An 18,758-nucleotide genomic window follows, 5' to 3' on the forward strand; every position below is an offset into this window, starting at 1 on the left:
GATACCACATTTCAATAGAAATCCAACGCATTTTAGATCAGACCAGAAAACTTCTACAGAAAAATGGCACTCAATATAAAGAAAATAATAATGGATAATAAGGCACCTGCTGGCAGGGTGACAATCCAAGATATGAAAATCGTACCAATAATCCGCAGGTTCAACGCGGCCATCCCTCGAGCAAGACCCACACCTAGCACTGCACCCACGAGTGTATGAGTGGTTGAAATGGGCAAGCCTGTACCCGAAGCGACCACCACGGTACCTGCTGCTGCTAGTGTTGCCGCAAAACCACGACTTGGTGTTAGCTCTGTGATGTTTTGGCCAACAGTTGCAATGACTTTGTGGCCATACATGATGAGCCCGGCAACAATACCGCCTCCACCGAGTAACAGTATCCAAGAGGGCATGATTGACCGAGAGGCGACTTCTCCTCCCGATTGCACAACGCTAACAACGGCTGCCAGTGGGCCAACCGCATTGGCTACGTCGTTGGAGCCATGTGCAAATGCCATTGCGCAAGCGGTAAACAGCATTAAGATGGCAAAAATTTTCTCTACATTTGTGAAGTGGAAGTCTTTATCGTCATCTGGATTCGGATTGATTCGTTTAATCATAAGGATGCCGACTCCCATTGAAATAAGCCCAATCACTGCTGAGGCAAAGCTTGCTTGTGTATAGCTCAAGTCGAGTCCAATGTGCGTTAAGCCCTTGGTAAAGGTAACCATTGAAATAATGAAGCCCACTAGGAAAATGTAAAAAGGCACATAGCGTTTGGCATTTTCGTACGGGTTTTCCGTACTTAGAATAAGATATTGGACGCTTCGGAACAGCCAAAAGGCGATAAAGCCTGCTGTCAGAGGTGAAATAATCCAACTGGCGGCAATGGTGCCGATTTTATTCCAATGAACGGCTTCGACGGCAATGCCGACGGCCGCAAATCCGACAATGGCACCAACAATGGAATGGGTGGTCGAAACCGGCCAGCCGAAGTGAGTGGCCACTAACAGCCAAATCCCTGCCGCTAATAATGCTGACATCATCCCAAAGACAAGAAGGTCTGGAGAGTCAGCCAGCAACTCTGCATCGGTGATGCCACTGCGAATCGTCGCAGTGACAGCCCCTCCTGCTAAATAGGCGCCCGCAAACTCAAAAATGATGGCAATCATAATAGCTTGTTTTAAAGTAATGGCTTTTGAGCCAACGGAGGTTCCCATGGCATTCGCCACATCATTGGCACCGACACCCCAGGCCATAAAAAAACCGAAACAGCAGGCAATGACGATTAACATTGTGCCGTGTTGAGCAATAACATCCATACAACTATCTCAGAAAGTAAGAAAAATATTATTTGGCAAGCAATTGTTGCAAGCGACTGCCCACAACCTGTGCTCGGTTCGAAAGATCTCCGATCCAATCAATGGTCTTGTATAAAAACATGACATCAATCGGATTGAACTCCTTTTCAACGGTAAATAATGAAGCGCGCAGTGCACGCTCTTTTTCATCGGTTGCATGCTCTAAACGATCAAGCTCGCTGATTAAGCGCTGAACAATTTTGACTTCGTGACCACGAAATCCGGTTTCTAGCAGTTCGTCTAATTCATTCAAGGCAGTGACAGCTTGTTCGGTGGTTTGCACGGCAATTTCAACAAAGGCCATGAGTTCTTCGCTCAAGACTGCTGGGATTTCCATGCGCCGCCCAACCATCAGGCCCGCAATGTCCTTGGCACGGTTTGCAACCTTATCTTGGGTTCTTAACAACTCGAGAAGATCATTTCGAGGAACGGGTAGAAACAAATTGCCAGGTAAGTTTTGGCGAATTTCTCGCTTCATCTTATCGGCTTCGCCTTCCATAACCGCAATACGCTGTTGGCACGCATCAGCGGTCTCCCAATCTTTGATCAGAATGGCTTTAATAAATGGGATAAGCTCTGCTGCTGCCGCTTGAGACTTTGCTATATGTTCTTGCATTGGCTTAAAGGGGGAGCGGCCAAACATTTGTGTGATTGGGTTTTTGCTAACCATATGGGAGGGTTCCTAGAGTTAAGCTAAAGTGTAATGGTCAAATTATACTCGCTCACTCAGTCGATGTAATTAAAACTTAATAAAAGTGTCATGAAGATGTCATCTTTCATTCGCTGCATTGATCTATATGAAATGTAGGTTTAAAAACCACGCACGTCTGATATTCTCTTTACCTTAACTTCGGCATAGCACAGGGGAATTCATTTTGTCATTTCAGTCAGCCATCGCCGCCTTGCCTTCTGAGCTTCAAACCCTTGCGCACAAGCAGGTCGAAGCCCTTCAGCCCGTCTTTGAATCCATGCCATCACTCCCTGATCAGTTCCATCAGGACTGTCTGAAGGTTTTGATTGGCAGTGATTTTGTTGTGGAACAGTTATCTCGACGCCAATCGACCTTGCCAGATTTGATCGCAGAGGGTGGATTAGAGCGTCAGTATGAGCTGGGAGAATACGCAGCACGATTGCGCCAGCGTATCCTCGACCTAGACGACGAAGCGGCATTTCATCGTCAGTTGCGAGTCTTTCGTAATTATGAAATGGTGCGCTTAATATGGCGTGATTTGACTCGTAAAAGTGATACGCGTAACACCGTCATTGAGTTGTCTGCGCTTGCTGATGCCTGCATTGATGAGGCGTTAAACTGGCTGTATGCAAAAGCCTGTAAGCGTTGGGGTGTTCCGCAGTCTCGTCCTAACTCGGAAGGAATCACCTATCCACAGCAGTTGGTTGTGTTGGGTATGGGTAAATTAGGTGCAAAAGAGCTTAATTTATCATCGGATATAGATTTGATTTTTTGTTATCCCAAGAACGGTGAGACTGACCATGAGCGCTCATCTCTGGAGAATCAAGACTTCTTTATTCGTCTAGGTCAAAAGCTAATCCAAGCCTTAGACAACCTAACCTTAGATGGTTTTGTCTTTAGAGTGGACATGCGTTTACGACCCTTTGGTTCGGCGGGGCCCTTGGCAATTAGTTTTAACGCGATGGAGAACTACTACCAAGAGCAGGGACGCGATTGGGAGCGTTATGCCATGGTGAAGGTAAGGCCTGTCGCCGGAGATTTGGCTGAAGGTGAACGCTTACTTACAGAGCTGAGACCCTTTGTCTATCGTAAGTATATTGATTTTAGTGCATTTGAATCTCTACGCGATATGAAGCAGATGATCAATCGCGAAGTCCGTCGTAAAGGCTTGGAGCAAAATGTTAAGTTAGGGTCTGGCGGGATTCGAGAAATAGAATTTATTGCTCAGGCATTTCAGTTGATTCGCGGAGGGCGAGATCGAGATCTGCAACAGCGCGAACTCTTAAATATTTTACCCTTGTTGCCTGACAAAATTGGCATGCCGATCGAAGCCGTCAATGAGCTGGCGCAAGCCTATTTATTCTTGCGAGATACAGAGCACGCCATTCAGGCAATTGCAGATAAGCAAACGCAAGAGTTACCCGATGACCCGCTCGGTCAGGCTCGAATTGCCTTTAGTATGGGCTTTTTAGAGTGGCAAGCCTTTAGTGATCAGTTGTCGTTACATCGACAGGCCGTTTCAAGGCATTTTGCCGATGTGATTGCGCCCGTTGTTGAAGACGATGACGAAGAGGATAAGGCCGCAGAGCAGTGGATGTGGTTGTTTAAGGGTGAAATAGAGCAGGCCCAAGCGCTGGAGTTCTTAACGGAAAAGGGCTTCGAGGAGGCGCAAGCGGCACTCAAACTTTTAAGCGATTTGCGTAACTCAAGAACCATGCAGTTGACACAGCAAGTGGCGCGCGAACGTTTATACATGATACTTCCTGAGTTACTCGAACGTATCGTGACGTGTGACAACTCAACACAAACGCTTGAGCGTGTACTCCTGCTGATCGAAGCGGTGTTACGACGATCCGCCTATTTAGTGTTGTTGGCTGAGAATCCGGGCGCATTACAACAGCTGGTGCGTTTGTGTTCGGCAAGTGCATGGTTCTCGGTCCTCTTGGCAAAACAGCCTGTATTGCTTGACGAGTTGATAGATCCCAGAACCTTATTTACACCGCCGGATAAGGCACGTTTGCAGGCTGAGTTAAATCAGCAACTCTTGCGAATTTCTGAGCAGGATACTGAGCAGTTGATGGAAGCACTGCGCTATTTTAAACATGCGCATGTGTTAAAAGTGGCCGCTTCTGACATCACAGGGGCATTACCTCTGATGAAAGTGAGTGATTACTTAACCTGGCTAGCAGAGGTGTTACTGGCGGCTGTGTTAGATAACGCTTGGCGGGGATTGGTCGAAAAACATGGATACCCCATGACGGATGAGGGGCCGATGTTGCAGCCTCGCTTTATTGTATTGGGGTATGGCAAGTTAGGCGGTATTGAGTTGTCCTATGGTTCAGACTTGGACTTGGTGTTTATTCATGACTCTGATCCTAACCTGTCCACTGATGGTGAAAAAAGTCTGTCCAATGCTGTTTTTTTTAACCGACTGGGGCAGCGAGTGATCCATCTACTGAATACCTTCACTCCTTCAGGGCAACTCTACGAAATTGATATGCGCCTGAGACCATCGGGGAACTCGGGTTTATTGGTTTCGAGCCTAAAGGCTTTCAGCGATTATCAACATAAGGAAGCTTGGACCTGGGAGCACCAGGCATTAATTCGCGCGCGCGTGGTCACAGGGGATTCCAAATTGGCTGCTGCCTTTGAACAGGTTCGTGCGGATATTTTGTCTAAGCCCAGGGACAGGTCTCGGTTGATGGATGACGTGGTTCATATGCGAGAGAAGATGCGCCAACACTTATCCTCGAAAGATACTACAAATACGCTGAATGTATTTGATCTTAAACAGGATAGAGGCGGAATCGTCGACATTGAATTTATGGTTCAGTTCTTGGTTTTGGCACATGCGAAGACCTTTGCAGAGCTTTACACCTATACCGATAATATTCGTATTCTTGACGCACTTGAAGCTGTACAGATTTTGACGGCAGAGCTGGCTGAAAACCTACGTGAAGCCTATAAAGCTTTCCGATCTGTTGGGCATCGTCAGAGTTTACAAGAGCAATCGAATACCGTCATTGCCGATGAGGAGTTGGGTAAATGGCGCGAATGCGTAATGGCCATTTGGGATGAGGTTATGACGAGCTGACTTTGAATGAGGAGGGAGTCTCTTATTCACTTCGCGCAAGAACATCCCTGCGCGAAGTGAAATTCAACAGCTATGAGTTTAAGGATTAGATTCGCGTTAACCAACCATGCGTATCTGCACGCTTACCCCACTGGATATCATTCAGTGCCGTGCGCAGCTTGAGCGTGGTTTCACCGATACCGCCAGTGCCCACTGCATATTCTTTACCTTGGTAAATCAAGGTGCCAACCGGTGCAAGCACCGCTGCTGTGCCAGATAGTGCGGCTTCACAACCTGGTTTTGCGGCTCTTTCAAGAAGTTCGTCTACAGTCAGTTGACGCTCGGATACCTGCATGCCCATATCTTTCGCAAGCGTTAAGATTGAGTCACGGGTAACGCCGTGTAAGAAGCTTTCGTCCAACGCTTTGGTGATGATTTCATTGCCATCAATCAACAAAAAGTTAGCTGCCCCCGTTTCTTGTACATCACCGCCTGGGCAGAACAAGACTTGGTCTGCTTGAACCTCATTACGCGCTTTCATGATGGGTTGTAACGCGCTGGCATAGTTGCCGCCACTTTTAATCATGCCCATATGAGGCGCACAGCGCATACCTTGGTCTTCGAGTAATAAACGTAAAGACTTATCCCCGCCAGCAAAATAGTCGCCTACAGGCGAAACTAAAACAAAAAAGCAGGACATGGTTGAGGGAACCGCTGCTTTACCAATAGCGGGTTCAGTACCGAAGTGCGTAGGACGTATGTAAAGCGATCCCGGCGGTGCGGGAACTTCGTCCGCAAAGCGAGCGACCGTCTCAGTGATCATGCGTGCCACTTGCTCTGTGTCTAAATCAGGAAGGCCAAGTAATTGACTGCTTTGATTTAAGCGTGCGATGTTACGGTCCATGCGGAAAATATTGACGCTGCCATCTTCATGTTTAAAGGCTTTTAATCCTTCAAAACAAGTGCTGGAATAGTGCAACACATGCGCCCCTGGATGTAATGTCAGGCTATCACTTGGGACCATTTCCACCGGGCTCCAGCTTGATCCATCAAACCAGGAGATCGCCATTTCAGGCATAAAAACGGTACCAAATGCAGCTGCCATCTTGTGTATCCTCACTATAGGGGTATTCAAAAAATTAAGTTGTCAGAGTTTGCGACAAGGTCATGATTGTAATCATCCAGGCAAGGAAAAGGAATTACCTCTTGAATCTCAAATTGAAAATAGATAATTATCGACCCAATTAAGAAGAATAAACTTCCCTTCAAAGAAAGGTTCGCATCTGAGTGACGCGTCAGTGGGTGGGTTAACGTGCTAGTATGCGGTAATGAATGGTTTAATATGAAGGATTGAGTGTGGCAGTAATCAGTATTGTCAATGATGGTAAACCCGGCCACTTGAACCAGTCCATGGGGTTGGCGGCGGCAATGCAGCGAACTAGACCCGATCTTCAGTTAGCGGTGATATCGCCCTTGTCATTCAGGGAGAATCTGCAAGCTTGGTTGTTCAAACACTATTCGCGCTCCGAGGCGCTTCAAGATACGCCCAGCGTATTGATCGGCGCGGGCCATCGAACGCATCTCACGTTGTTGGCACTCAAATCCTACTTCCATATCCCTGCTATTGTATTAATGACGCCGTCGCTGCCCTTGTCTTGGTTTGATCTCTGTTTAATTCCTGAACACGATACCCCGCAATCCAAGCCCAACATCCTTGTTACTCAGGGCGCATTAAACCGCATGCAACCTAGCACGAAATTAACAGCAACAGGGATGCTGTTAATCGGTGGACCTTCAAAGCATCATGGTTGGGATGAGGCGCTCATTCTGGCTCAAATCCAAACACTAGTGTCCGATTCAACGATTGAATGGGTGCTGACGAGCTCTCGACGAACACCCGCTACAACAGAGTTGGCATTAAAAGCCTTATATGGCGATCGCTTCAAATCCTGTCATGACGTCTCTGCTGATTGGTTGCCATCCCTTCTGAGTGCAACGCAAGTGTGTTGGGTAACTGAGGACAGTGTATCGATGGTATATGAGGCCTTGACGGCGGGTTGTGCCGTTGGAACGCTAAGTGTCCCTAAAAAAACAGAAAACCGCTTAACGCTGGGGCTGCAAAAACTGGAGGAGAAGGGGATAATAACGCCTTTTGAACAATGGTCGGGGGGCGACTTGCCTTTACCGAGTGTACAGTTTAATGAAGCCGAGCGTTGTGCGAACATGATTTTATCAAGAGGATGGATATGAGCCTAATGACACTTGATCAGGTAAAGCTTGGAATAATCGGCCTCGGCTATGTGGGCTTGCCCTTGGCCGTTGAGTTTGGAAAATACCGTCAGGTGGTGGGCTTTGATATCAATCAGCACCGTATCAATGAACTGAACCAAGGCGAAGACAGCACGCTAGAAGTCAGTGCTGATGAGTTGAAAATGGCCACTCAGCTGACGTTTAGCGCTAATATTGCCGATTTGGAGGCGTGCAATACCTATATTGTCACCGTTCCAACTCCAATCAACGGTCAAAAACAGCCGGATTTGACCCCCTTAATTAGTGCCTCAAAAACACTGGGGCAGGTTGTAAAGCCGGGTGACATTGTGATTTATGAATCCACGGTGTATCCAGGCGCGACGGAAGAGGACTGCATACCAGTCATTGAGCAAGTATCAGGGCTGGTGTATAACCGCGACTTTTTTGCAGGTTACAGCCCAGAACGCATTAATCCCGGCGATAAAGTACACCGCGTGACCACCATCAAGAAAGTTACGTCAGGATCCACGCCAGAAGTGGCTGACTTAGTTGATGCTCTATACCGTGAGATTATTGTTGCTGGAACACACAAAGCCAGCAGTATTCGCATCGCTGAAGCGGCAAAAGTCATCGAGAATACCCAACGTGACTTGAATATCGCGCTCGTGAATGAGCTTGCCATCATTTTCAACAAACTTGGCATCGACACACTCGAAGTGTTGGAAGCGGCGGGTACCAAGTGGAATTTCATGCCATTTCGCCCCGGACTTGTTGGTGGACATTGTATCGGCATAGACCCTTATTATCTGACCTATAAAGCGCAAGCGGCAGGTTATATTCCTGATGTAATTCTGGCTGGACGTCGCATTAACAGCAATATGGGAGCCTATGTTGCGGATGAACTCGTCAAAGGGATGCTAAGGAAGCGCATTCATGTGTCAGGCAGTCGTATATTGATTATGGGGCTGACGTTTAAAGAAGACTGCCCGGATTTGCGTAACACGCGGATCACCGATATTGAAATAACCTTGCGTGGCTACGGTGCAAATATTGATATTTATGACCCTTGGGCGTCGATTGAAGAGTCCGAGGCAGAATACGGCATTACACCGATCCAAGAGCCCGAGATTGGTCAGTACGATGCGATTTTAATTGCTGTGGGTCATAAGGTGTTTCGAGAGCTGAGCGCGAGTAAAATTCGCTCTTGGGGTAAACCTCAGCATTTGCTGTACGACTTGAAATATATTTTGGCGGCCGATGAAGTCGATATGCGGTTATAGCAATGAAAGTAGTCCAGATATTGCCCGATCTCCATGGCGGAGGGGTTGAACGGGGGACGTTGGAAATTGCAGCGGGATTGGTTCATGCAGGGCATGAGTCAATTGTTATTTCGGCGGGTGGGCGTATGGTCCCACAATTAGAAGCCGAAGGCAGTCGTCACGTGATGTGGAAGCTTGGGCGTAAGTCCCTTCTGACTCTACGTCATGTGTTTAAATTGCGACAATGGCTGCTGGCTGAACGCCCCGATATTCTGCATTTACGTTCCAGACTGCCTGCTTGGGTGGCATGGTTGGCTTGGAAATCCTTGCCGATCTCATCAAGGCCTAAACTCGTGACCACTGTGCATGGCCTCTACTCGGTATCGGCTTACAGTGAAGTCATGTGTAAAGGCGAGCGTGTGATCGCGGTGTCGAACACGGTCCGAGACTATATTCGCCAGAATTACCCAAAAACGGACGTGTCCAAGGTGCGTCTGGTGTATCGAGGCATTGATCCTGCCGAGTTTCCAGCGGGCTACCAGCCATCTGCGCAGTGGCGAGAAGAATGGCAAAATGCCTATCCACAACTCATTGGGCAGAAAGTACTGACCCTTCCAGGACGCTTAACGCGTTTAAAAGGACATCATGACTTTATCCAACTTATTAAACATCTCTCAGATGCAGGCGTTCCGGTCTGTGGCTTAATTGTCGGAGGGGAAGACCCTAAGCGCCAGTCCTATGCCACCGAGCTTTACCAGCGGGTAAAAGAGGAAGGACTATCTGACAACGTTTTGTTTACGGGGAATCGTTCCGATATCCGAGATATTTATGCGGTTTCGGATGCGGTGCTTTCGTTGTCAACCAAGCCCGAGTCCTTTGGGCGAACCGTCATCGAAGCCCTGAGTGTCGGAACCCCTGTTGTGGGTTATGACCATGGCGGTGTGGGTGAAATGCTGTCTATTTATTTCCCCGAGGGCTTGTGTCCTATGTCCGATCCTAATGCGCTGAGAGAGAGGGTCGTTCAGGTTTTATCTTGCCAGCTGAGCTTAGATACCCCCTTGCCATTAAAAGCAGACATGGTGGCTCAGACGTTGGCGGTGTATGAAGAGCTATTGATGCTAAGCGATGCGAAGGTCAATTCGCATTAGATCAGGCATTTATGGAGTGGGTGACAGTGGATTGTAAAGACTTAACGATAGTTCATGCCCTTTGCTCAGATCGGAGAGGTGGGCTGGAGCAGGCATTTGTTAACTTGAGCCACTGCCTGTTGGCGCTGAACGCCAATGTCAGCTTATGGCTGCCCGATAAAGCCTCTTATGCGGATGATCTATCCACATTGACGCCACGCATCTCGTTTGAACCGCGTGGTTATTATGATGTTCTGTCTATTCTCAAGACCCGCTCATGGCTTAAAGAGCATCGCCCCGATCTTATTATTACCCATAACTCAAGAGCAACAGCGATAATGCGCTCTGCGCGACTTGGCTTAGGGATTCCACAGCTTGCCTTTTCGCACAGTTATAAACACAAACGCATGAAAGGTGCGACACAGACAGTTGTTCTGACCGAACATATGAAGGCTCATTTTGTTGCTAAAGGCTATGACCCTAAGCAACTCCTCGTGTTACCGAATATGCTGATGTCTGTCCCTGATCGACAGCTCCACCCCGCTCCAGTCCGCAAAGCCGATGTTTGCTTGGGGTTTGTTGGGCGTTTTGATCCTGAAAAAGGTATTTCGGATTTGCTTCAAGCCCTGTATCAGCTACGACAGCAAGGTCATGTGTCTTTATCCTTGAAATTAGCAGGGGCGGGCGCATTGGAGCCTGAGCTAAAAGCACAGGTTCGGCGCCTGCAACTGGACGAGCAGGTTGTGTTCAGTGGCTGGGTAAATGATTTGGACGAATGGATGCGCGATGTTGATTTACTCGTTGTTCCATCCTTAAATGAGACCTTTGGCATTGCCATCTTAGACGGTTTTTGCCATGGAAAGCCCGTGATCTCTACACAAGTACCGGGCCCTCAGTCGCTGATTGAGGCAGGTGTCAGCGGCTGGCTGGCTGAACCAGATAATCCCGAGGACCTCGCGCGAGTACTTGATCTGGCGATTCGTCAACAAGATCAGTGGCCACAAATAGCATCATGTGCGTATGACAAAGCGAAGGCCCACCATTATCAGCAGATGCTTCCTCGAATTGCGGAGATCGTTCGGGGAGTGATTGATCATTAATCTGTGTTATCGAATGCTAATATGCATCAGCGTGCTATTATTGAGTAACTGATTTCCAATTTTCATGGCTGCATTTAGTGATGGGGTTAAGAGATAGGGGAGTTCCAGCGGATTTTAAATTCTTGTGAAAATATGAATACATACAAAGCATAACTATGAATAAAAAACGCAAGAAAATACAGATCGAGACAATCGATGGTGGCAATAATCTCTTGCTAAAGCCAGCGGGTAGGGTGTTGGCAAACATCATTCGGGAAAAAGAAACCGCATTTCATGCGGCTTGGGCACATTTCCAAACGGCGGAAAATGACCCCGAGGCTTTACACGACCTGCGTGTTGATCTGCGTCGATTACGGGTGTGGATAAAGCTGACCCGCGATGAAGTCAAAACCAATAAGCCCACCTGCAAACGGCTTAAAGCCTTGGCTAAGGCAAGCAACCCTGTGCGTGATCACGAAGTGATGCTGGGTTGGCTGGCATTGGCACAAAAACAGATGGGTGATACGCCTGCCCTCTGCAACCTGCTTGAATATGGCCAACAGGCTTATCAACAGTCCAATGAATTGTATTTTTCTACAAAGCAGGGGCTTGAACTTCGGGCCAAACAAAAAGTGGGCATTGGTTTAGGTCAATGGCTTGATAAAACAGTTGAACAGCGTATTGAGTTGATTGATCAGCTTTTGCATGCAGGGATGGAAGAGGCACACCTTGCGCGCATTGAGATTAAATATCTGCGTTATTTGCTTGAGCCCTTCACGAATATCGTGAAAAACTCGGAAGCACTCGTTGAGTGGTGTAAAGAGGTGCAAGAACTGCTGGGTGATTTCCACGATATGCAGGTTTTCCGTAGCCACCTGCCGGAGTTTGCTCACTGGGTCATTGATCGTGAATTGGCAGAAATAGCTTTATTAACGGGCAAACAATCCCAAGCCATCACTAAGGTCTTCGCCAATGCTCGTGAACCCGTCATTGCCCTGTCAGGCTGGCAAGACCAAGAGCTGCATCGCCAATGGCATCATTGGTTGGCCGAGCGGGATCGCTATCTAAATAGGTTGCAAACGCTTCAAAACATCAAAGGCTAGTCGCCGAAGATTGTAGGGTTGTAACAGTCTCTAAAATAAGGATGCACTAAAGCAGAACTCCGTCTGAATTGAACAAAACTCTGCGTAAACCTTCGGTAGAGCAAAAGTAGTCAGCGCTTGAGTTTATAGGCAATGACATAATCCCCTATGCTCGTGCCGACGGAGCCATGACCCCCGGCTACCTGAACGACCATTTGCTCTCCTAGGCTATTTAGATACGTCATCGGCGTTGCTTGCCCGCCAGCTGGAAGGCGAGCCTGCCACAGCTGCTCACCTGTGGATACGTCATATGCCCGTAAATAGTCATCTACCGTTGCGGCCAAGAAGGCCACACCACCTTCAGTGATCACAGGTCCACCAATACCGGGAACGCCCATTTTAAGTGGTAGCGGCAGCGGAGACAGATCTTGGATCGTCCCATTCGTATGTTTGTAGACTATTTCTCCTGTTTTTAAGTCAACCCCGGCTACATAGCCCCAAGGCGGTTGCTGACAGGGTATGTCCAAGGGGGACAGAAAGGGTCGCATATCGACCGCATAAGGCGCCCCTTCATTTGAATTCAGACCTTGCTCACCTTGGTTGGTGGCGCCCATATCTGAACCATCCTTCTTGACCAACTGCTGAATAAAGGCCAGATACACTGGCATCCCGAACATCAACTGACGTTTTGGGTCCACGGCAATGCCGCCCCAGTTGAAGACGCCAAAGTTACCGGGATAAACCAGCGTGCCCTGTTCAGATGGCGGCGTATACTGCCCCTCATACCGCAATGATTTAAATTGAATTCGGCACCACATTTGATCCAGTGGCGTTGCGCCCCACATTTCTTTTTCTGTCATGGCTGGGGGGCGGAACGTCAGTGCCGAAATCGGTTGTGTTGGCGCCGCATGATCCAACTCAACAGTGCCCTGAGGAGCAGGCAGCTCTGTTATAGGGAAGATCGGCTCTCCAGTCTCACGATTCAGCACATACACATCACCCTGCTTCGTCGGTATGACCAGTGCAGGTTGTGGGCCGTTTTCGGTATCCAGATCAATCAGCGATGGCTGAGCAGGTGTATCCATATCCCACAGATCATGATGGACAAACTGTTGCACCCAGACCACTTGGCCAGTGTCCAAACTCAGTGCCACTACGGAGCTGGCGTAGGTTTCATCATGTTCACTGCGATACCAGCCAAGCTGGTCGGGCGTTCTGTTCCCCATTGGGAAGTAAATCAGCCCTAGTTCTTCGTCGGCACTGGCCACAGCCCAGCTGTTGGGAGAGCTGGCCATATAAACCTCATCAGGCGCGATTGGGGTTGTATCATAGGGGTTACCAGAGTCCCAATTCCATACTAGGGCAGCGGTTTTAGCATCATAGGCTCGAATCACTCCTGAAGGTGAGTTTTTGTCGTAATTGTCGTTCACGGAACCTGCGACAATAATCAAGCCATTCGCTACAACGGGTGGTGAAGTGGAGTAATAAAAACCGGCTTGCTTGTACGGCATGTTGTGGGTTAGATCAAGTTCACCGTTATTGCCGAATCGCGCACAGAGAGCACCTGTGGCTGGATCAAAGGCAAGCAAACGCGCATCGGATGTCGGCATAAAGAGCGCGGCATCGCACTCTACCGGGGGTTGAGTTTCAGCCGCTATATTCAGTTGTTCAGCGGAGGGTGTTTCACCAGAATCCGGTGGCAGATACGACACCCCTCGGCAGGTTTGGTGCTGACGCTGGCTTTGTGCTGGCACCTTGGCATCATATACCCAGCGTTTGGTGCCTTGATCAGCATCCAATGCCACCAGCCAGTTGTGAGGTGTACATAGGTATAGCGTATCGCCAATTTTAAGTGGCGTTGCCTGATAGGTGGTTTCAGTCACATCTTCAGGGCGCTTCATATCGCCAGTACGATACCGCCAAGCTTCTTCTAGTTTCCCCACATTTTGGGGTGTGATCTGGTCCAATGGAGAATAACGCTGCCCCATGTTGGTTCGCCCATAGGCATACCAGCTGGATTCTGGTGAATACCCTAAGTTCGGCGACTCACGGACCACCTGCATATCGAGTTTACCGGACAGGTCATGTGGATTGGCCAATAGGCTGCCCAGCGTCATGACCCCCAGCACAGCCCAGACAGGGAACAGCACTTTGCGTCCACCTTTGTCCGCCACTTTGGAAACTAACAGGGGGATGGCCAGTAGCATAAACAACCCTAATCGCGGTGCTAGCGCCCACCAGTCATAACCTGACTCCCACAATGACCAGATCATAGTGACCACTAGAAATAGCGCAAATAACGGGCGAGTCAGCGCATGGCGCTTAAAGCCCAGCCAAGCATTCAGCAATAAAACAAGGCCTGCCGCTAGATAATAGAGACTTCCGCCAAGACTGAGTAATTGAATGCCACCAGCCGTTAGAGCAAGACCGATAAGCGCGATCAAAACGGAAAATAAAAGCATAGGTCTCACTCATATATTGAACTGCGTTTAATCGATGCTAGATGTAAGTTACCAAGCGATAGATGGCCTACAAACTAACGGGCTTTTCACTATAGACGATGAGTGGATTTAGGTTTGTACGGCACCACACTTAGGGCACCCAATTTAGATGGCAATCTACACTCTAACGTTTAGATCTACGATTTGGCTTGCAAGACTTACTCTGCAACATTGGCAGGCTTAGCCGTTATGCCAATGTTGTCTCTAGCGGCTGAATTAGGCTAGGGCTTCGGTTTATATCAGCGCACCTATTGGCAATTCAAGCTGTTGATGCCATAAAACTAACGTATTTAATCAATGAGATTGTCGGTATTAATACGTTTGTTTAACTGGCGTTTGCATGTTAGGATTCCGCAAGAATTATTTACAGGGAGTGTTGAAAATGTCTAAAGTTAAATTAGATGGCTATTTGAACAAGCATATCAGTGAAATTTGTGGTGTTGGTTATAACAAGAATTCCGATAATCATTGTGCTCACTTTGTAAGTCATGTTTTAGGTTTAAACTTCGGCTATACGTGTGGAATGATGGTTCATTCCAGTCAGTCTGCTGGATCAATTCGAGTCCAAGAAATCTTTCCAAAGTGTAAGCAAGTTGGTTCTTGGGATACATTAAATGATTCCCTAGAGTGTGGCTTGGTCTTTATTACACGTGCAAGTAATGTCAATATTCAAGACAAAACCATGCTGAATGTGCCAAGAAAGCATGTTGGTATCTTTTATGGTAAAGATATAAAAAAAGTTTGGCACTATTCTAATTCCAGAAATAGGGTAGTGTCACAGTCTATTGAAGAGTTTTCTTATCATTACAGAGCACCCGATAATGCTTTATTTTGGGGCTCCTTTCCCGAAGGGATTAGGTTGTGAATATCAATCCTTGTATTTGGGGCGTCTTTTTTAGCATTTTACTTGTTCTAACAGGCTGCAATACGTTGCATCAGCCACAGTTGTCTAGCTTACCCGTCCGGTTTCCGCAAACGGAGAACCACGTAACGCTTAAAGACAAAGATGTTCTATATGCCCTTATGTTAAGTGCACGACTTTCAATGGATATAGATCCTCATTGCAAAGGAGCGGGAAGAGAGATATCCGATAGAACACTAGGTGAGTACCTCAGTGGTTTTTTGGCTGATTTGTCTGATTTTGAAGCAAAAAATAAAATTGAAGTGCATTCTTTCAACGATTTTGACGCTAACTATGGAGCGGTCTGGCGAGTTCGTCTGTTAATCACTCAAAATTACGAAGAGGTGTTTTGGAGTGCTGGCCTAGATTTTCTTATTAATAAGGAAAGCCGCGCTGTTATTCCAGAAAGCGTTAGATGCATTGGAGCAGGCTAGATGGTTACACCTTCCACTTCTCATACCGTTGAAAGATGTTGATCGCTTTCAAAAACTGACCCCTTAGAACATTAGAGAGGATCCAGCGCTTAATCCAAGTGAGGTTTTTTAACGAAATATGGGCTTGCTGTGTCCAGCAATCACGAAAGTGGGCAAGGTCGTCTAGATTTTGTCGGCGCAGCAATACGGATAATGCGGGGTAAAACTGATAGCGAGCCGTATAATTTTTCAGCCGTAGGGTTGCTGATTTACGGGCTTGGGTCTTTTCAAGTGTTGTGAACAATAAATTGGAGGCCTCAAAAATGGAGGCCACCTTAGCTTGCGTCAAACTCCCTGTTAATGAGGCGTCATGTTGGCGATAGAAATAGAGTTTGTCTCGAATATAAATAATTTTTTCAGCCTTTAGAGCCAGAAGGCTGGTGCAGTAATAATCTTCAGCAAAGCTTAATTCAGGAAACTGAAAATCATCGAAAACGCTACGCCGATAGAGTTTTCCACAGCTGACAATACTAATCTTTTTTGAAAGAATGCCTTTTGTCCCTTCAATTACCTTTGCCGGAGATGCTTTTACATCCGCATAAATCGATTGAATTGGGTGGTCCTTTGCAACGTAACTTAAACGATGACAAATCCAGTCAGCTTGATGGGCAACGGCTAATCCATAGAGTCTATTGAGCGTATCCGAGTGCAGAAAGTCGTCACTGTCCATAAAATACACATATTCGCCCTGAGCAATACCTAAGCCTGCTTGCCGAGCGATGGCAGGTCCCGCATTGGCTTGCGTCAGAATACGCAGCCTTGGCTCTTTTGTCTTTACTGCTTCTAACTGCGCAAGCGAGGCATCGGTTGATCCATCATCAACACAAATAATTTCAAAATCCTGCCAAGTTTGCTCCATTAAACTGAAAAGTGTCTCTTCAATATACTGAGCCGCATTGAACACAGGAATGATGACAGAGATAGCAGTCAAGGGATCTCCAAAGGTTTATAAGCCTTAGCGGATAGGTTGAAAACGCTTATTTAGGCAATGACGATTTTTTGGATGCGATTGAGTGGTGGTGTTGTTCATACAGTTTAATCTGGCGTAAGAAACGACTGTAGGCGAAGTTGACAGCATAGATATAGCCCATCAAACCGCCACGCCAATAACCTCGGAAGCAATAGCCCACAATAAACGATGCCCAAAAGTCGACAATAATACGAAACTTGGATGGCTTGCGGCTCTTTGTCATCATATCGGCAGCTTGAGCTTCACTGTATTCGTTCATCTTTTCAATACGGTGATGAAATGAGCGCAGTGAGTCATGGGCAATCCGACCCTTCAGTGTTGCTGTCGTTGTTTGTGCGTTCATAACCACACGATCATGAACAGGACTAGAACTGTAGCGGCCTTTTGATTGGCGATAGAGTCTGACGGGTTTGTAGGGCGTATACTGACTGAGTGTCTCCGTGCAATACAGACGGTCATGGATGGCAATGAAATAGCCATCGGCTAAATCCTGAGGAGATTCGAAGCACTTCAAAATTTCGTCTCGTAATTCAGGAAGGACGCGCTCATCGGCGTCTAAATTGAAAACCCAATCATTCTTAGATTGTTCTTCTGCAAAGCGTTTTTGTTGTCCATATCCAGGCCAATCATTGTGTATACAACGTGCACCATGCTGCGTTGCAACCTCTGGTGTTCCATCTTGGCTGCCCGAGTCGACCACAATTACCTCGTCAACCCAGTCGATCACGCTGTCTATGGTGGCGCCAATACGGTCAGCCTCATTGAGGGCGATGATGGTAACACTGATGGGTAAACGCGTATTGTTCATGTGATATCCGGATTTTACTGGGATCTTAAGGGTGCTTTGCTATAATCGCGTTTATTTTCAGGTTATTGCCTTTAGATAGCAAGTCTGACGAACATAGGATCGGTTATGTCACCTATATCAAGCCTACAAATTATTGGCAGTAAGCAATTCGGAGGGGCGGAAAACTTCTTTATCCGTATGCACAACGCCATCCAGGATCGTTCGGATTTGACGTCGATTGCAGTGACGTCTCCTGACAGTCAACTTATGTCTGCTTTGCGACCGAGCGTTAGCACGATTCCTATGCGCAGTGTCTTCGATCCTTTTTCATATTTTGGTTTAAAGCGTTTGATTCGCAATACTCAGCCTGACATCGTACAAACCTGGATGGGGCGAGCAACGCGATTGGTTAAGCTGCCTCCGTCTAAAGGGCCTGTCCATGTTGCAAGGCTAGGTGGTTTTTATAACCCTAAACAGTATCAACATGCTCATGCGTTGGTCGGCAATACGCTGAGTATATGTGACTATCTCGTGCGCGAAGGTGTGCCTTCAGAACGCGTGTCGTTCATCAGTAATTTTGTGTCGATCCCTGCGCCTACGCCAGAGGCTGAGTTGCAAGTGTTGCGGCAAAAGCTGGGATTAAATCAAGATGATTTAGTTGTGTTTGCCCTCGGTCGACTGCATGAGAATAAAGGGTTTGATACCCTGATTAAGGCTTTTTCAGCTTTGCCTGCAGAGGTTAACGGGCGCTCGCTACACTTGCTGATCGCAGGGGATGGGCCTTTAGTGGATGAGATTACACAGCAGGTGGCTGAGTCGTCGGCGGCTTCAAGAATACAGCTTCTTGGTTGGCAGCGTGATACCACTCCTTATTTTCATTTGGCCGATCTTTTTGTTTGTCCTTCACGTCACGAACCGTTAGGGAATGTGATATTAGAAGCCTGGGCGCATGGATTGCCTGTTGTTTCAACGCGAACACATGGAGCATTAGAGTTAGTTGAGCCGGATGTATCTGGGTTTTTGGTCGAAATCGATGATGCGAAAGCCATGGGGGGGGCTATGGAACAGGCACTGACAGCTTCCGAAGCAGACCTCCACGGGGTGTCTGCAGCTGGTGTTCGGGTGTTATCAGAGCGCTTCAGTGAGACTGTCATTCTGTCTGCATATCACAATTTATACGATCAGCTTTTACAGAAGGGGCGATAAG

Annotated in this window: 15 protein-coding genes; 9 read left to right on the plus strand and 6 right to left on the minus strand. The window is 47.5% G+C overall.

Annotation, left to right across the window (positions count from 1 at the left end; all coding sequences use genetic code 11):
* Positions 1-53: 53 nt before the first annotated feature.
* Together DN062_RS04575 and DN062_RS04580 are read right to left on the minus strand one after the other, a co-directional pair.
* Positions 54-1,319, minus strand: coding sequence for an inorganic phosphate transporter (locus DN062_RS04575; protein WP_112157999.1), 1,266 nt, complete (start codon positions 1,317-1,319; stop codon positions 54-56).
* 28 nt (positions 1,320-1,347) lie between these two features.
* Positions 1,348-2,028 carry a TIGR00153 family protein gene (locus DN062_RS04580; RefSeq protein ID WP_036507543.1) on the minus strand — a complete coding sequence of 227 codons (681 nt, stop codon included), beginning with the start codon at positions 2,026-2,028 and terminating at the stop codon, positions 1,348-1,350.
* 205 nt (positions 2,029-2,233) lie between these two features.
* On the opposite strand from DN062_RS04580, the gene glnE reads away from it, so the two are divergent.
* Positions 2,234-5,143: a bifunctional [glutamate--ammonia ligase]-adenylyl-L-tyrosine phosphorylase/[glutamate--ammonia-ligase] adenylyltransferase gene (gene glnE / locus DN062_RS04585; RefSeq protein WP_239995702.1), complete on the plus strand. Its 2,910-nt coding sequence runs from the start codon at positions 2,234-2,236 to the stop codon at positions 5,141-5,143.
* Positions 5,144-5,228: 85 nt separating this feature from the next.
* On the opposite strand, the gene DN062_RS04590 is transcribed toward glnE, so the two are convergent.
* Complete coding sequence (locus DN062_RS04590; protein WP_112158001.1) at positions 5,229-6,227, minus strand: branched-chain amino acid aminotransferase; 999 nt, start codon at positions 6,225-6,227, stop codon at positions 5,229-5,231.
* Between the two features lie 251 nt (positions 6,228-6,478).
* Between DN062_RS04590 and DN062_RS04595 the strand changes: the two genes are divergently transcribed.
* The 5 genes from DN062_RS04595 to DN062_RS04615 all read left to right on the plus strand — a co-directional run bounded on the left by DN062_RS04595 (position 6,479) and on the right by DN062_RS04615 (position 11,940).
* Positions 6,479-7,372, plus strand: coding sequence for a mitochondrial fission ELM1 family protein (locus DN062_RS04595; RefSeq protein ID WP_239995704.1), 894 nt, complete (start codon positions 6,479-6,481; stop codon positions 7,370-7,372).
* Between the two features lie 5 nt (positions 7,373-7,377).
* Positions 7,378-8,652 carry a Vi polysaccharide biosynthesis UDP-N-acetylglucosamine C-6 dehydrogenase TviB gene (gene tviB / locus DN062_RS04600; RefSeq protein ID WP_112158494.1) on the plus strand — a complete coding sequence of 425 codons (1,275 nt, stop codon included), beginning with the start codon at positions 7,378-7,380 and terminating at the stop codon, positions 8,650-8,652.
* Between the two features lie 2 nt (positions 8,653-8,654).
* Positions 8,655-9,779 (plus strand): glycosyltransferase family 4 protein, encoded by a 1,125-nt coding sequence (locus DN062_RS04605; protein ID WP_112158003.1) that lies wholly within the window; start codon positions 8,655-8,657, stop codon positions 9,777-9,779.
* A gap of 11 nt (positions 9,780-9,790) precedes the next feature.
* Positions 9,791-10,858 carry a glycosyltransferase gene (locus DN062_RS04610; RefSeq protein WP_112158005.1) on the plus strand — a complete coding sequence of 356 codons (1,068 nt, stop codon included), beginning with the start codon at positions 9,791-9,793 and terminating at the stop codon, positions 10,856-10,858.
* 155 nt (positions 10,859-11,013) lie between these two features.
* Positions 11,014-11,940 (plus strand): CHAD domain-containing protein, encoded by a 927-nt coding sequence (locus DN062_RS04615; protein ID WP_112158010.1) that lies wholly within the window; start codon positions 11,014-11,016, stop codon positions 11,938-11,940.
* A gap of 110 nt (positions 11,941-12,050) precedes the next feature.
* Here the strand turns inward: DN062_RS04615 and DN062_RS04620 are convergent, their stop codons facing one another.
* Positions 12,051-14,381 carry a glucose/quinate/shikimate family membrane-bound PQQ-dependent dehydrogenase gene (locus tag DN062_RS04620; protein WP_112158012.1) on the minus strand — a complete coding sequence of 777 codons (2,331 nt, stop codon included), beginning with the start codon at positions 14,379-14,381 and terminating at the stop codon, positions 12,051-12,053.
* A gap of 421 nt (positions 14,382-14,802) precedes the next feature.
* Here DN062_RS04620 and DN062_RS04625 point away from each other — a divergent pair, with 421 nt between their 5' ends.
* Both DN062_RS04625 and DN062_RS04630 read left to right on the plus strand, forming a co-directional pair.
* A complete protein-coding gene (locus DN062_RS04625; protein ID WP_112158014.1) occupies positions 14,803-15,285 on the plus strand; it encodes a hypothetical protein in 483 nt (160 codons plus the stop codon).
* On the plus strand, positions 15,282-15,755 hold the full coding sequence (locus DN062_RS04630; protein ID WP_112158016.1) for a hypothetical protein: 474 nt from the start codon (positions 15,282-15,284) through the stop codon (positions 15,753-15,755). Before DN062_RS04625 ends, DN062_RS04630 begins: the two co-directional genes overlap by 4 nt.
* Positions 15,756-15,759: 4 nt before the next feature.
* On the opposite strand, the gene DN062_RS04635 is transcribed toward DN062_RS04630, so the two are convergent.
* Entirely contained in the window at positions 15,760-16,725 is a 966-nt protein-coding gene (locus DN062_RS04635) for a glycosyltransferase family 2 protein (RefSeq protein WP_112158018.1), read from the minus strand.
* Positions 16,726-16,771: 46 nt separating this feature from the next.
* The gene (locus tag DN062_RS04640) at positions 16,772-17,572 is read right to left on the minus strand and encodes a glycosyltransferase family 2 protein (protein WP_112158020.1); all 801 of its coding nucleotides are present in this window, start codon (positions 17,570-17,572) and stop codon (positions 16,772-16,774) included.
* A gap of 105 nt (positions 17,573-17,677) precedes the next feature.
* On the opposite strand from DN062_RS04640, the gene DN062_RS04645 reads away from it, so the two are divergent.
* Complete coding sequence (locus tag DN062_RS04645) at positions 17,678-18,757, plus strand: glycosyltransferase (RefSeq protein ID WP_112158022.1); 1,080 nt, start codon at positions 17,678-17,680, stop codon at positions 18,755-18,757.
* Position 18,758: the final 1 nt, after the last annotated feature.

The sequence above is a fragment of the Nitrincola tibetensis genome (assembly GCF_003284585.1).
GTDB classification, from domain to species: Bacteria; Pseudomonadota; Gammaproteobacteria; order Pseudomonadales; family Balneatricaceae; genus Nitrincola; species Nitrincola tibetensis.

What these genes read in the sequence shown, in the direction of transcription:
- DN062_RS04605 (WP_112158003.1), top strand. Translation starts at nt 8,655, where the DNA reads ATGAAAGTAGTCCAGATATTGCCCGATCTCCATGGCGGAGGGGTTGAA.
- DN062_RS04615 (WP_112158010.1), top strand. Translation starts at nt 11,014, where the DNA reads ATGAATAAAAAACGCAAGAAAATACAGATCGAGACAATCGATGGTGGC.
- DN062_RS04590 (WP_112158001.1), bottom strand. Translation starts at nt 6,227, where the DNA reads ATGGCAGCTGCATTTGGTACCGTTTTTATGCCTGAAATGGCGATCTCC.
- DN062_RS04620 (WP_112158012.1), bottom strand. Translation starts at nt 14,381, where the DNA reads ATGCTTTTATTTTCCGTTTTGATCGCGCTTATCGGTCTTGCTCTAACG.
- DN062_RS04580 (WP_036507543.1), bottom strand. Translation starts at nt 2,028, where the DNA reads ATGGTTAGCAAAAACCCAATCACACAAATGTTTGGCCGCTCCCCCTTT.
- DN062_RS04645 (WP_112158022.1), top strand. Translation starts at nt 17,678, where the DNA reads ATGTCACCTATATCAAGCCTACAAATTATTGGCAGTAAGCAATTCGGA.
- DN062_RS04610 (WP_112158005.1), top strand. Translation starts at nt 9,791, where the DNA reads ATGGAGTGGGTGACAGTGGATTGTAAAGACTTAACGATAGTTCATGCC.
- tviB (WP_112158494.1), top strand. Translation starts at nt 7,378, where the DNA reads ATGACACTTGATCAGGTAAAGCTTGGAATAATCGGCCTCGGCTATGTG.
- DN062_RS04575 (WP_112157999.1), bottom strand. Translation starts at nt 1,319, where the DNA reads ATGGATGTTATTGCTCAACACGGCACAATGTTAATCGTCATTGCCTGC.
- DN062_RS04625 (WP_112158014.1), top strand. Translation starts at nt 14,803, where the DNA reads ATGTCTAAAGTTAAATTAGATGGCTATTTGAACAAGCATATCAGTGAA.
- DN062_RS04640 (WP_112158020.1), bottom strand. Translation starts at nt 17,572, where the DNA reads ATGAACAATACGCGTTTACCCATCAGTGTTACCATCATCGCCCTCAAT.